Here is a 13,324-nt window from a genome sequence, read left to right on the forward strand (position 1 = left end):
GCTCGATCGAGCGGCAGGGATGCGGGTGCTCGGCGGCGGTGGATCTCGATGCGCCCGCTCCGCGGGGGGCTCGGCCAGCAGAAGAGACGGCGGCTCGATCAGCAGGCCGCCCGAGCCCGACGCGCGCAGCCACTGCGGAGGCGGGCGCTCGTAGACTGGGGGCATGCCTCCGATCGTGCACGGATTCGACTGGCCCGATCGCGTCGTCGTGGGGACCGTCGGCTCACCCGGCTCGCGCTCCTTCTACCTCCAGGCCAAGACCGGGCCCCGCGTGGTCAGCGTCGGCCTCGAGAAGCAGCAGTCGGCCCTCCTCGCCGAGAAGATCGACGAGATCCTCGACCAGCTGATGACCGCCCAGGGCAACCCGGTCAGCGTCCCCGCCGGCACTCCCCCGGAGCTCGTCGACAACGACCCGCTCGACCAGCCCGTGGAGCCCGAGTTCCGCGTCGGCGGTCTCAGCCTCGGCTGGGACCCGTCCACCGCGCAGATCGTGATCGAGGCCTACCCGCTGACCGAGGCGGAGGACGACTCCGAGGAGGAGCCCGAGCCCACCGAGATGCTGCAGGTGAAGATCCCGGTCGGAACGGCGCGCGCCTTCGCGAAGCGCACCCTCGAGGTCGTCGGCGCCGGACGTCCGCTCTGCCCCCGCTGCGGCGAGCCGATGGATCCCGACGGGCACGACTGCCCGCTCGCATGAGCGACCCGGGCGGGCTCGACGGCGAGCTGGAGCTGGCCGGCCGGATCACGATCGCCTCGAACGCGACGTTCCTCGCGCAGCTCGGCGAGACGTCCGTCGTCTACAAGCCGATCTCGGGCGAGAAGCCGCTGTGGGACTTCCCGGACGGCGTGCTCGCGGGCCGCGAGGTCGCCGCGTACCTCGTCTCGGAGGCGCTCGGCTGGAACGTGGTGCCGCGCACGTGGCTCCGCGACGGTCCTCTCGGGCCGGGCATGGTCCAGCTCTGGCAGGACATCGATCCGGACCAGGACGCGGTCGACCTGGTGCCCGCCGACGCCGTGCCCGACGGATGGCGGCACGTCCTCGACGGCAGCGACGAGGAGGACCGCGACATCTCCCTCGTGCACGAGGACTCGACGGCGCTGCGCCGGATGGCCGTGTTCGACGTGGTCGCCAACAACGCGGACCGGAAGGGCGGGCACGTGCTCGCGCTGCCCGACGGCCACCGCTACGGGGTCGACCACGGCCTCACCTTCCACTCCGAGCACAAGCTGCGCACGGTCCTCTGGGGCTGGATCGGCGAACCGCTGCTCGAGGAGGAGCTGACGGCGCTGGCGCTCCTGCGCGCGCAGATCGACGGACCGCTCGGCGAGGCGCTCTCGGAGCTGCTCACCGAGGACGAGGTCGCCGCGTTCGCGAAGCGCTGCGAGCGGCTCGGCTCCTTCGGCCGCTTCCCGGGCCCGCGGGGCGGGATGCCCGCGGTGCCCTGGCCGCTGTTCTGAGCCGGGCGCGGTCGGAACTCAGGACGAACGCCTCCGGAGCGGCGGAGACGCGCTGATCCTCAGGCGCGGGAGCGGGTCCCTCCTGCATCCTGAGCGGCTCAGAAGCTCCAGCCGCGGCCGAACAGCTCCTCGCCCGGCGTCCCGCCGCCTCCCGGACCCGCGCCGCGAGCGCCGAGGTAGGAGGAGACGACGGCCGCTCCCAGGTCCTCCGCCTCCGGGTTCACCACCGAGCCGCCGACCCGGCGGGCGAGCGAGTCGATGAAGCGGGCGAGGCCCGGGTCGTCGCCCAGGCGGAAGAACGTGGTGTGCGCGCCGAGGCGGAGCGACGCGTCGAGCTCGCGGACCGAGACGGCGACCGTCAGCGGGTCCGGCGGGTAGTCGAAGAAGACGCCGCCGTCGGGCTCGAGGTGCGCGGTCGGCTCGCCGTCGGTGACGATGAGCAGCACCGGCTGCGCGTTCGGGTGCTTGCGGAAGTGCCGGTTGGCCAGCAGCAGCGCGTGGTGCAGGTTCGTGCCCTTGTCCCACTCGGCGTCCAGGCCCACCAGCTGCTCGACGTCCATCACCTCGGCGCGTCGGCCGAAGGCGACGAGCTGCAGCGCGTCTCCGCGGAACCGGCTGCTGATCAGGGTGTGCAGGGCGAGCGCGGTGCGCTTCATCGGCACCCAGCGGCCGTCCATCGCCATCGAGAACGAGGTGTCGACGAGGAGCGCGACACAGGCCTGCGTGCGCGCCTCCGTCTCCTGCACCTCGACGTCGTCGATCAGGATGCGCACCCCCGAGCCGACCGGCCGGCCCTCGCCGGCGGTGCGGGTGAGGGCGTTGGTCACCGTGCGGGGGATGTCCCAGGCCTCGGTGTCGCCGAACTCCCACGAGCGCGTCGCTCCGGAGCGCTCGCCCGCCGCGCCCGCGCGCCGGACGTCGCGGGCGCCCTGACGGCCGGAGACGGTCTCGGCGATGTCGCGCAGGAGCGCTTTGCCGAGCTGGCGCATGGCCTTCGGGCTGAGGGCGAGGCGGCCGTCGGAGCCGCGGCGCAAAGTCCCGGAGTCGCGCAGGGCCCGCTCCAGGCGCTTCAGCGTCTGCGCGTCGACGGAGGCGTCCTCGCCGAGGCGCTTCGCCAGCAGGTCGAGGTCGAGGTCGTCGAGGGAGGAGCGGTCCGTCTGCGCGAGCTGGTCGGCGAGGGCGTCGAGGTCGGCCAGCTCCTGGAACACGCCCGTCCCGTCGCCGAGGCCGAGCCCCTGCTCGCCGTCCACCCGCTCGGAGCCGCCCCAGTCCTCGCCGGGACGGAGCCCCCGTAGGGTCTCGTCGAGGCGGCCGAGGGACTGCATGAGCTCCGGCGTGCCGAAGGCCTCCTGGGCGAGGGCGTCGAGCTCGGCGCGCTGCTCGGCGGTCATCGAGTTGCGCATCCGCTGAGCCGCGGCCGCGCGGGCGGCGAGCGCGTCGATCAGCTCGTCCACCGACTCCGGGCCCTCGGGGAAGTACTCGCCGTGCTGCTCCATGAAGGCGTCGAACTGCTCGGGGGTGTCCTCCCCGCGCGCGTGCGCCTCGAGCAGCTCGTTCAGGTCGCGGAGCATCGCGTCGATCGCGGCGCGGTCCTCGTCGCTCGCGTTCTCGAGGGCCTGCTTCATCCCCTCGAAGCGCTGATCGAGCATCTCGCGGCCCAGGAGCTCGCGGATCCGCTCGAAGTCGGCGCGCGCCTCGGGGCTCTGCCAGCGGTAGTCGCGGAGCTCCGAGACGGCCGCGGCCGGCGAGGGCGGGAGGCTGTCGAGCTGGATCTCGGCGAGCGCGCGGTCGCCGTCGTCCATCTGCGTGTCGCGGGCGAGCTGCTTGCGCTCGGCGAGGACGGCCCTGTCGAGGAGCTCGCGGATCTCGCGGAGCGTGCCGTCGAGGTTGTTCCTCTGCGTGAGCTCGCGACGCCGCTCGGCGACGCGGGCGGCCAGGTCGTCCAGGCCCTCGCGGTCGCGGGTGCCCCGGCGGAGGAACTCGCGCAGGGCGCGCTCGGGCGAGGTGCCGCCCATCACGTCCTCGCCGATCGCGTCGAGGGCCTCCTTCAGGTCGACCGGAGGAGCGAGCGGATCGGGTCCCCCGTCGTACTTCGCGTAGCGCGCGTCGCGCTTCAGCCGCCGGTTGCCGCGCGGAGCATCAGCCATAGACGGCCTCGCCCCCGCCCGTCTCCTTGCTCAGCTTGCGCGAGAGATAGAGGCCCTCGAGGGCGAGCTCGACCGCTCCGGCGCGGCGCCCCTCCCCCACGGCGTCGAGGCGCTCGGCGACCTCGTCGTACACGCGGGCCTCGCCCAGCAGCGGCAGGCCGGCCAGGAACTCGCGGGCGGTCACCTGCTCGCCGGTCGTGATCATCGCGCCGTTCTCGACCGCCTCGACGAGCGGCCCGAGGTCGACGCCGCGCAGGTGGGCGCGGACGGTCTCGGCGGTGGCCTGACGGAGCAGGTGGTCGAGGATCTCGTCCTCGCGGCCCTCCTCCCCCGACTCGAACTCGATCTTGCCGCCGAGCACGTCGACGGCGGTCTCGAGGTCGATGGGGCGGGCGACCGCCTCCTCCTCGCCGCGGCGGGTGGCGCGGTGCAGGGCGGCGGCGGCGATCGTCTCGGCGCCGGCGATGGCGAAGCGGGCGCTGACGCCGCTGCGCTGGTCGACGGAGCTCGACTCGCGCAGGGCCCGCGTGAAGCGGGCGAGGATCTCGATGAGCGCATCGGGCACGGTCGCGACGAGGTCCGCCTCCTGCCGGATGACGGCGACCTCGTCGACGAGAGCCGTCGGGTAGTGGGTGCGGATCTCGGCGCCGAAGCGGTCCTTCAGCGGCGTGATGATCCGGCCGCGGTTCGTGTAGTCCTCGGGGTTCGCGCTCGCGACGACGAGGACGTCGAGGGGGAGGCGGAGGACGTAGCCGCGGATCTGGATGTCGCGCTCCTCCATCACGTTGAGCATGGCGACCTGGATCCGCTCGGCCAGGTCCGGCAGCTCGTTGATCGCGACGATGCCGCGGTGGCTGCGGGGGATGAGGCCGAAGTGGATGGTCTCCGGGTCGCCCAGGCTGCGGCCCTCGGCCACCTTCATCGGGTCGACGTCGCCGATGAGGTCGGCGACGCTGGTGTCGGGCGTGGCCAGCTTCTCGACGTAGCGCTCCTCGCGGGACTTCCACGCGACGGGCAGGTCCTCGCCCAGCTCCTCCGCGCGGCGGCGGCTCTCCGTGGTGATCGGCTCGTAGGGGTGCTCGCCGAGCTCGGACCCCTCGATGACGGGCGTCCACTCGTCGAGCAGGCCGACGAGGGTGCGCAGGAGGCGGGTCTTGCCCTGGCCGCGCTCGCCCAGCAGGACGATGTCGTGACCGGCGATGACGGCGCGCTCGACCTGCGGGATGACCGTCTCGGCGAAGCCGTGCAGGCCCGGCCAGGGATCGCGGCCCTCGCGCAGGGCGTCGAGCAGGTTGTCGCGGATCTCGGTGCGGAGGCTCTTCTGCACGTGCCCGGAGGCACGGAGCTGGCCGAGGGTCTGGGTCGTCGGGCGCATCACCTCGGCAACGCTACGCCGCAGGTCCGACACGTGGTGGAGGTGCGGCGGATTCGCGGCGCGGGCTTGCGCGGGGGGCGCTTCGAGACACCGCTGCGCTCGAGGGACACCGCTGCTGAGGCGGTGTCCCGGCGGGCAGCGCGGCGCCTCGGCGGTGCGGGCGGGCGCGGCGCCGCGGACGGCTCAGCGCTCGAGGCGAGGGGCGGCGGCGAGCAGGCGGCGCGTGTACTCCTCCTGCGGTGCGGCCAGGAGCGACGCGGCCGGCCCCGCCTCGACGATCCGACCCTCGCGCATCACGGCGATGCGATCGCTCATGTGCGCGATCACGCCGAGGTCGTGCGAGATGAGGAGGAGGGCGAGGCCGTGACGGCGCTGCAGGTCGTCGAGCAGGTCGAGGATCTGCGCCTGCACCGACACGTCGAGGGCCGAGACGGGCTCGTCGCAGATCAGCACGTCGGGGCGCGTCGCCAGCGCCCGGGCGATCGAGACGCGCTGGCGCTGACCGCCGGAGAGGGTCCGCGGCGAGCGCCGCTCCAGGGCGGGGTCGAGCCCCACGCTCTCGAGCAGCGCGGGCACGGAGGCTGCGCCGGCGTCGCGGAGGAGGCGGCCGACGCTCCAGCGCGGGTCGAACGAGGAGAGACTGTCCTGGTAGACGGCGCCGATCCGCGGGCGGCGGGGACGGCGGGAGCGCTCGGTCGCTGCCGACCACGGCTCGCCGAACAGCTCGACGGCGCCCGCGTCCGGACGCCGCAGCGCCAGCACGAGCCGGGCCACCGTGCTCTTGCCCGACCCGGACTCGCCGACGAGCCCCACGGTCTCGCCGCGCCGCAGCCGGAGGTCGACGTCGTCGACCGCGACCCGCACTCCTCCGCCGGGCAGCGGGAAGCGGGCGGCGAGACCGCGGGCCGCGACCACGACCTCGCCGGGGGTCTCGGGCGGGGTCGCCGGTGCGGTCGGGTCGGTGAGCCGGGAGCCGCGCGGGCGCCCGGCGGGGACGGCGGCCACGAGCGCGCGGGCCTCGGGGCTGCGGGGCGCGCGCAGCACCTCGGCCGCGGTCCCCTCCTCCACCACGCGGCCGTCGGCCAGCACGAGGATGCGGTCGGCGAGGCCCGCCACCACCGCGAGGTCGTGCGAGACCAGGACGAGCGCCCGGCCGCGCGCCTTCTGCTCGGCGAAGAGCTCGAGCACGCGGGCCTGGACGGTCACGTCGAGCGCGGTGGTCGGCTCGTCGGCGACGAGCAGCGGCGGATCGAGCGCCACGGCCGCCGCGAGGAGGGCGCGCTGGCGGAGACCGCCGGAGAGGTCGCCGGAGCGCTCCCGCATCCGCTCGGCCGGCTCCGGCATGCCGACGCTCGCCAGGGCCTCGACCGTCCGCTGCGCGCGCTCGGCCGCGGGGAGGCGGCCGTGGAGGCGGAGCACGTCGCCGATCTCGCGGCCGATCGGGCGCAGCGGGTCGAGCGAGAGCAGCGCGTCCTGCGGGACGAAGCCGACGGATCCGCCGCGCAGCCGCCGCAGCTCCCGCTCGCCCGCTCCGACCACCTCGGTCCCGCCGACGCGGACGCTCCCGGTCACGGCGCCTCCGCTCAGCCCCAGCAGCGCTCGCGCGGTGACGCTCTTGCCCGACCCGGACTCGCCGACGATCGCGACGCACTCCCCCGGCTCCACGCGGAACGAGACCCCGTGCACCACCTCGACTCCGTCGAAGGCGACCCGGAGCCCCTCGACGACGACCGCGCTCACCGCGCACCCCGCAGACGCCCGCCGAGGACCGTCGTCGCGATCGTGGTCAGCACGATCGCCAGCCCCGGGAACACGGTCAGCCACCACGCGCTCGCGAGGTAGGTGCGGCCCGCCGAGAGCATCGCGCCCCACTCCGGCGCGGGCGGCTCGGCGCCCAGGCCCAGGTAGCTGAGGGCCGAGGCCCAGACGATCGCCTGGCCGACGCCGAGGGTCGCCAGCACGGCGAGCGGCCCGAAGGTGTTGGGGAGGACGTGCCGGACGAGGATCCGGACGGGCCCGTGCCCCAGCACGCGCGCCGCCTCGACGTAGCCGGAGTCGCGGATGCCGAGCAGCTGCGTGCGCAGGATGCGGGCGTACCCCGGCGCGGTGGAGAGGCCGACCGCGATGGTGGCGGGGACGACTCCGGGACCCGTGACCACGATCACGAGCAGCGCGAGCAGGAGCGCGGGGAAGGCGAAGAGCACCTCGAGCACGCGGCCGATCACGCCGTCGACGACGCGGCCGCCGAACGCCGCGACCACCCCGAGCACCGCGCCGAGGACGAGGCCGATCGCGGTGGCGCTGGCGCCGATCAGGAGGGATGCGCCCGCCCCCGCGATGAGGCGGCTGAGGACGTCGCGACCGGACTCGTCGGTGCCGAGCAGGTGGGCGGCACCCGGTGGGGTGAAGGCGTCGCGCGGGGCGACGGCGAGCGGATCGGAGGGGGCGAGCAGCCCGGGCGCGACGGCGGCGAGCAGGAGCAGCACCACGAAGACCGCGGCCAGCACCTCGCCGGCGCGGAGGCGGGAGGGACCCCGGCGGAGCGGGCGGGCGGCGCGCAGCTCGAGCTCGCTCACGCGACCGCCTCCCGCCGGGCCAGCCGCGGGTCGATCACGCGCGTCAGCAGATCGGTGGCGAGGGTCACGACGATGTACGCCAGCGCCGTGACCAGCACGACACCCGTCACCACCGGCACGTCACGGACGGTCACCGCCGCGAGCAGAGTCCGGCCGAGCCCCGGCCTCGCGAAGATCGTCTCGACCACCACGGCCCCGCCGATCAGGTAGCCGAACGCCCAGCCCGAGAGCGAGACCCCTGGCAGCACCGCGTGGCGCAGCGCGTGGCGGGCGCGGACGCCGAGCTCGCCCTCGCCGCGCGCCCGAGCGGCGAGCACGAACGGCGACTCCAGCGCGTCGAGGAGGGAGCGGCGCATCACCTGGCCGAGGAAGCCCGCCAGCGGGATCGCGAGGGTGAGCGTCGGCAGCACCAGCCCGGCGGGCGACCCTGTGCTGACCGGGGGCAGCCAGCGCAGCGCGGTCGCGAAGACGGCGATCAGCACGGTCGCCAGCCAGAAGTGCGGGAGCGCGGCCGCCGTGAGCTCGAGGCCGGACCCGACCGCGGCGGCGAGGCGGCCGCCCCGGGTCGACCAGAGGGCGGTCGCGAGCGCCAGGATCCATGCGGCGGTGAGCGCGAGCACGGCGAGCAGGAGGGTGCCGGGCAGCTGCTCGCCGAGGATCTGCGCGACGGGAGTGCGCAGGGAGTAGGAGGTGCCGAGGTCGCCGCGCGCGAGCCTGCCGAGCTGCACCAGGTACTGCACGAGGAGCGGCTGGTCGAGGCCGTACTGCTCCCGCACCGCGGCGAGCGCCTCGGGCGACGCCTGCGAGCCCGGACCGCCGAGGATCGCCTGCGCCGGATCGCCGGGGACGAGGCGGATGAGGACGAAGACGGCGGTCGCGACGGCCCACAGCACCACGAGGGCGCCACCGAGGCGGAGGAGCACGCGACGGATCATGCGGGCGGGCGTCCTCTCTGGTCGGGGCGGTGGAGGGGGGCGTCGTCGAGGTCCGCTCCCTCCGGAGCACGCGATGCGCGACCGACGGCGGCTACTCGACCAGCATGGAGGACGGACCCCTGCTGATCGAGCAGCCCGCGGAGCGGGCGTCTCGAGCTCCGCCCATCCCGATCGCGGGGTCTCGATGCGCCGCCGCGGCGACTACTCGACCGGCGTGCGTCCGCTCATCGATCGGTGCAGGCGGCTCTCCGGGGCCGGGTCAGACCCAGGCGTCGGCGAACCAGGGGGTCGACACGGTGTCGAGGGCGACGAGGCCCTGGACGGCCGACCGGTGCAGGTAGTGGTTCTGCTGGTCGTAGAGCGGCAGGATCCAGTAGCCCTCGAGGACGATCCGCTGCGCCTGCTCGTACAGGTCGGCGCGGGCGTCCTCGTCGGTCGTGGCGCTCGCCTGCTCGAGCAGCGAGTCGAGCGCGGGGTCGGCGATCTGCGCGTGGTTGGCGAAGTAGCCGCTCGGCGCGGGGGTGATGCCCGAGGAGGAGTAGAGGATCCGCAGAACGTCGGGTCCGACCTTCGTGTACGGGGCGCTCACCAGCTCGTACTCGTTCGACGCGAGGGCGGTGTACCAGCTCGACAGGTCGAGCAGGCTGATCCGCACGTCGAAGCCGAGGGTCTTCGCCGAGGCCTGGATCTGCTCGAACAGCGACTGCTCGGCCGGGATCGACTGGTTGGTGCTGACGGGGAAGCGCAGCGTCAGCGGCGTGCCGTCCTTCTCGCGGATGCCGTCGCCGTCCGAGTCCACCCAGCCGGCCTTCTCGAGCAGGTCCTCGGCGGCGGCCGTCTCGGAGTCGGACCCGGCGTCCTTGAAGAGCGACGGGTCGGAGTACGCGGTCGCCTCGCGGCTGGACAGCGGGGAGTAGGAGCGCTCGGCGGTGCCGAAGAAGAGGGAGTCGATCGCGTCGTTCACGCCGACGCCGCGGACGAACGCCTCGCGGACGGACTCGTCGTCGAACGGCGCCTGCCCGGAGTTGAGCTCGAGGCGGTTGACCGAGCCGGGCCGGGGCGCGTCGAGCTCGACGAGGTCCGTGGCTCCGGTCGCGGCCTTCAGAGTGTCGGGCTGGGCGTTGTCGAGCACGTCGACCTCGCCCGACTGCAGCGCCGCGTAGCGGGTGGCGGAGTCGGGGATGAAGCGCCAGGTGATGCTCGCCAGGTGCGCGGGGCCCTCGTGGCCGTCCCCGGTCGGGCCGGTCGACGCGTCGTAGGCCTCGTTGCGGGTGAGGGTCACGTGGTCCTGCTTGACCCACTCCGAGACGGTGAAGGGGCCGGTGCCGACGGGCGCCTCGCAGTTCGCCTCCTCGCCGCGGGCGATGCCGGCGGGCGACTCGATCGCGGTCCACGGCTGCGCGAGCGACTCGAGCAGCGCACTGTCCGGCGCGGTCAGGGTGAAGCGGGCGACGGTCGGCGAGACCGCGGTGACGGAGGCGACCTTCGCCACGGCGAGGTAGCCGGTGGAGGACTTGGTCGCCGGGTCCTGCAGGTGCGCGATGTTCGCGGCGACCGCCTCCGCGTCGAGGGCGCTGCCGTCGGTGAAGGTCGCGCCCTCGCGCAGGGTGAAGTCGTAGCTGAGCGCGTCGTCCGAGACGGTCCACGACTCGGCCAGCCACGGCGTGATGGTGCCGTCGGCGTCGCGCGAGACGAGCGACTCGAGCACCTGTGTCGCGAGGAGCGCCTGCGGGTAGTTGCCGCCGACGTGCGGGTCGAGGCAGGTGGGCTCGGCGTCGCCGGACGCGTAGGTGAGGGTCCCGCCGTCGACGGGGGCGCTGGAGGCGTCGGGCGTCTCGGCGGTGCAGCCGCTGAGCAGGAGCGCGGCGGCCGCGACGGCGGCGGGGAGGGCGAGGAGGCGGGAGCGCAGCGGCATGACGTCTTTCGTGGAGGGGTCGGGGGTGCACGCATTTCTTGGACGCGACCCAGGAAACGCTAGCAGGGCGTGGAGGCGGCGGACGGGGATCGCTCGGATCCGTGGAGGAGCGCCCGGATCCCGCGCTGAGGAGGGACGAACCGCGCTGTCAGAGGCCCCTGATGCGCCGGGCGGTCGAGAAGGGCCTCCGCTCTCCTACTGTCGACGCATGACCTCCGCCGTGCTCGCCCTCCTGTTCGGCTCCGCCGTCGCCCTCGTGGGCCTCGTGCCCTGGGCCGCCCTGCAGTACCGGCGGCGCGGCGTCCTCGGGATCGGCAACGCGGTGCTGGCCTTCGCCGCCGTGGTCTACGCGCTCGCCCTCGTCACCTACACGCTCCTCCCCCTGCCCGACGAGGCGACGGTCACCGCCGCCTGCCGCACCGGATCGGGTCCGCAGCTGCGCCTGTTCGCCTTCGTCGGCGACATCGCGAAGGAGGGCGGGATCGACGGGCCCCGCGCGCTGCTGACGAACCCCGCGTCCGCGCAGGTGCTCCTGAACGTGGTCTTCTTCGTCCCCCTCGGGATGCTCGTCCGCCACCTCGCTCTGCGCGGGCGCCTCGTCGCCGGGATGGTCGGCGGCACCGCCGTCGGCTTCGCCGTCTCGCTCCTCATCGAGGTCACGCAGCTCACGGGCGACTGGTTCCTCTACCCGTGCGCCTACCGGCTCTTCGACGTCGACGACCTGCTGGCCAACACGGCCGGCGCCCTGCTCGGCACCCTCCTCTCCCCTGTGCTCGTCGTCTTCACCCGCCGGACCGAGGGCGCGGTGCCGGAGCGGGCCCGCCCGGTCACGATCCGCCGCCGCGCGTTCGGCATGTTCTGCGACGTGCTCGCGCTGAGCCTCATCACGGGCGCGCTCGTCTCGATCACCGGGGTCGGCCTCGTGCTCGCGGGGGTGGACACGCGCTCGAGCCCCGGGGACGTGGTTCTCGGCGCCCTGCCGTTCGTCGCTCCGCTGCTCCAGCTGGTGATCGTGCTGCGGTCCGGGCGGACCCTCGGCGAGACGGTGGTGCGCCTGCGTCCCGAGCCGCGACCGTTCCTCTGGCAGCGGCTCGTGCGCTGGGCGGCGGGATCGGGCGGCTGGTCGACCCTCCTCGCCGTCGAGGGCGGGTTCTGGTCGCTGCTCGCCTTCGTCCTCGCGGCGGCCGCGCTGATCGGCCTGGTCGCGACGCGGGGCCGCCGGGGGACGGCGAACGCGCTGGCTCGCCTCGACGTCGTGGACGAGCGGGCGGAGGCGCCGTCCGCCGTCCGGAAGACGGACTGAGAGGAGCCTGCCGGACGCCTGGGCCGGCCGGTGGTCAGACCGCCGCGCGGAGCCCCTCGACAAGGTCGTGCTGCGCCTCGCGGCCGGCCCGCGTGGGCACGAGCGGGTACACGTGGACCTGCCCGACGGCCTCGTGGAGCTCGAACGGGACCGCGGCGGCCGCCGCCCGCTCGGCCAGCACGTGGGCGTCCGGATTGAGGACGTCCCGCGTGCCGGTGAAGACGGTGAGGGGGCCGAGGCCCGCCAGGTCGCCGAACAGCGGGCTGACCACGGGATCGAGCAGGTCGAGGGCGCCGCGCCAGCTCTCGGCGAGGACGCGACCGCCCGGGGTGCCGAGCCAGGGATCGGTCGGCTGCACCTCGGGGATCCGCGGGTTGCTCCAGGAGAGGTCGAGCGCGGGCGAGACGAGGGTGGTGCGCGGCAGGACCACCCCGTCGTCGCGCAGGGCGAGAGCCGTCGAGAGGGCGATCTGGCCGCCCGCCGAGTCGCCGGCGAGGCAGGTCGCGCCGTGCCGTTCCAGACTTCGCAGCACCAGGCCTCGGACGCCGTCGCGCGCCTCGAGCGCCGTGCCGAAGGGCACGAGCGGGTAGATCGGGAGGGTCACCGCGACGGAGGCCTCGTCGGCGATGCGGGCGGCGAGCCACCAGTGCTGGGGCGCGATCTCGTTCACCCAGCCGCCGCCGTGGACGTAGACGACGCCGCCGCGGATCACCCGCGGGCGGATCGTGTAGACCGGCCAGGAGCCGACCTGCTCCACGTCGACGCGCACGCCGGGCCGGAGGCGGGGCGGCGGTCCGTAGGAGGCGGGACGGAGCGCGCGCTCCCGGATGCGGCGACGGGCTCCCTCCGCGCTGACGAAGGTGCGGTTCGCGCGGGCGAGCCGGAGCGCGAGCGGGACGAGGGCATCGGGGACGACGAGCGGCATCGCCCGAGCATCGCGCACCCCGGTGCGCAGCGGCTGGGCGGTGACGGACTGCGCGGCTGCGGACTCTGCGGCGACGGACTCGGCAGCCACCGACGCGTCAGCCGCGGACTCCGCCGCCGATCCGCGGAGGTCGGAGGACGCGGCGCGGGCTCCGCGGACGGAGCGTCGGCACCCCCGGACGCAGCGTCGGAGACCGCGGACGACGCCCGGGCACCCCACGCACAGCACGACGGCCCGGCCCGTGGAGGGAGCCGGGCCGGGGCCGCCGGTCAGCGTGGTGCCTGCACGCCCGCGGAGCGCGGGTCGGCAGCGACCTCGCTGTCGCCGTGCGCTGCGGGTCAGCGGCGCGCGGCGGAGCGGCCGGCGAAGCGGGTGTAGACGAGCAGGACGATGATCGCTCCGATGATCGAGCCGATGATGCCGGCGGGCTGGAAGAAGCCGTCCATCGGGTCGTGCTGGAAGATCAGGAACCCGAGGAAGCCGCCGACGAACGAGCCGACGATGCCGAGCACGATGGTCATGCCGATGCTGATGCTCTGCTTCCCGGGGACGATGAGCCGGGCCAGCGCTCCTGCGATGAGTCCGACGACGATGAGGCTGATGATGAGACCGAGCATGGCGGTCGTCCTTCCGTTGTGCGGGCGGGGGCCCGCTGGTCGGTTCCGCGGTTGCGGGACCGGTGGCTACGCA

At 74.6% G+C, this 13,324-nt stretch carries 11 protein-coding genes; 3 read left to right on the forward strand and 8 right to left on the reverse strand.

All coding sequences use genetic code 11. The annotated features are described in order from the left end of the window. The first annotated feature begins 163 nt into the window (after positions 1-163). Positions 164-697, forward strand: a complete 534-nt coding sequence (locus C5C56_RS09810) for a DUF3090 domain-containing protein (RefSeq protein ID WP_104225051.1) — start codon at positions 164-166, stop codon at positions 695-697. Continuing rightward, positions 694-1,458: an SCO1664 family protein gene (locus tag C5C56_RS09815; RefSeq protein ID WP_104226043.1), complete on the forward strand. Its 765-nt coding sequence runs from the start codon at positions 694-696 to the stop codon at positions 1,456-1,458. Before C5C56_RS09810 ends, C5C56_RS09815 begins: the two co-directional genes overlap by 4 nt. Positions 1,459-1,556: 98 nt before the next feature. Here the strand turns inward: C5C56_RS09815 and C5C56_RS09820 are convergent, their stop codons facing one another. The 6 genes from C5C56_RS09820 to C5C56_RS09845 form a co-directional block, all read right to left on the reverse strand. Beyond that, entirely contained in the window at positions 1,557-3,605 is a 2,049-nt protein-coding gene (locus C5C56_RS09820; protein WP_104319494.1) for a VWA domain-containing protein, read from the reverse strand. Further along, complete coding sequence (locus tag C5C56_RS09825; RefSeq protein WP_104258216.1) at positions 3,598-4,980, reverse strand: magnesium chelatase; 1,383 nt, start codon at positions 4,978-4,980, stop codon at positions 3,598-3,600. Before C5C56_RS09825 ends, C5C56_RS09820 begins: the two co-directional genes overlap by 8 nt. 183 nt (positions 4,981-5,163) lie before the next feature. Continuing rightward, complete coding sequence (locus C5C56_RS09830; protein ID WP_104238832.1) at positions 5,164-6,720, reverse strand: ABC transporter ATP-binding protein; 1,557 nt, start codon at positions 6,718-6,720, stop codon at positions 5,164-5,166. Further along, entirely contained in the window at positions 6,717-7,556 is an 840-nt protein-coding gene (locus tag C5C56_RS09835) for an ABC transporter permease (RefSeq protein ID WP_104225046.1), read from the reverse strand. The genes C5C56_RS09830 and C5C56_RS09835 overlap by 4 nt, the downstream gene beginning before the upstream one ends. Then, positions 7,553-8,491, reverse strand: a complete 939-nt coding sequence (locus C5C56_RS09840) for an ABC transporter permease (RefSeq protein ID WP_104225045.1) — start codon at positions 8,489-8,491, stop codon at positions 7,553-7,555. The genes C5C56_RS09835 and C5C56_RS09840 overlap by 4 nt, the downstream gene beginning before the upstream one ends. A gap of 259 nt (positions 8,492-8,750) precedes the next feature. Continuing rightward, positions 8,751-10,406, reverse strand: a complete 1,656-nt coding sequence (locus tag C5C56_RS09845; RefSeq protein WP_104319495.1) for an ABC transporter substrate-binding protein — start codon at positions 10,404-10,406, stop codon at positions 8,751-8,753. A gap of 208 nt (positions 10,407-10,614) precedes the next feature. Between C5C56_RS09845 and C5C56_RS09850 the strand changes: the two genes are divergently transcribed. Next, positions 10,615-11,709 (forward strand): VanZ family protein, encoded by a 1,095-nt coding sequence (locus tag C5C56_RS09850; RefSeq protein ID WP_181137581.1) that lies wholly within the window; start codon positions 10,615-10,617, stop codon positions 11,707-11,709. A gap of 34 nt (positions 11,710-11,743) precedes the next feature. Here the strand turns inward: C5C56_RS09850 and C5C56_RS09855 are convergent, their stop codons facing one another. Beyond that, positions 11,744-12,724 (reverse strand): alpha/beta hydrolase, encoded by a 981-nt coding sequence (locus tag C5C56_RS09855; protein ID WP_258065650.1) that lies wholly within the window; start codon positions 12,722-12,724, stop codon positions 11,744-11,746. A 248-nt stretch (positions 12,725-12,972) separates the two neighbouring features. Then, on the reverse strand, positions 12,973-13,251 hold the full coding sequence (locus tag C5C56_RS09860; protein ID WP_104225042.1) for a GlsB/YeaQ/YmgE family stress response membrane protein: 279 nt from the start codon (positions 13,249-13,251) through the stop codon (positions 12,973-12,975). Positions 13,252-13,324 lie beyond the last annotated feature (73 nt).

The sequence above is a fragment of the Rathayibacter sp. AY1D1 genome (assembly GCF_002932635.1).
Lineage (GTDB): Bacteria > Actinomycetota > Actinomycetes > Actinomycetales > Microbacteriaceae > Rathayibacter.

Coding starts and splice junctions, on each gene's coding strand:
- C5C56_RS09810 (WP_104225051.1), top strand. CDS start 164: ATGCCTCCGATCGTGCACGGATTCGACTGGCCCGATCGCGTCGTCGTG.
- C5C56_RS09815 (WP_104226043.1), top strand. CDS start 694: ATGAGCGACCCGGGCGGGCTCGACGGCGAGCTGGAGCTGGCCGGCCGG.
- C5C56_RS09820 (WP_104319494.1), bottom strand. CDS start 3,605: ATGGCTGATGCTCCGCGCGGCAACCGGCGGCTGAAGCGCGACGCGCGC.
- C5C56_RS09825 (WP_104258216.1), bottom strand. CDS start 4,980: ATGCGCCCGACGACCCAGACCCTCGGCCAGCTCCGTGCCTCCGGGCAC.
- C5C56_RS09840 (WP_104225045.1), bottom strand. CDS start 8,491: ATGATCCGTCGCGTGCTCCTCCGCCTCGGTGGCGCCCTCGTGGTGCTG.
- C5C56_RS09845 (WP_104319495.1), bottom strand. CDS start 10,406: ATGCCGCTGCGCTCCCGCCTCCTCGCCCTCCCCGCCGCCGTCGCGGCC.
- C5C56_RS09850 (WP_181137581.1), top strand. CDS start 10,615: ATGACCTCCGCCGTGCTCGCCCTCCTGTTCGGCTCCGCCGTCGCCCTC.
- C5C56_RS09860 (WP_104225042.1), bottom strand. CDS start 13,251: ATGCTCGGTCTCATCATCAGCCTCATCGTCGTCGGACTCATCGCAGGA.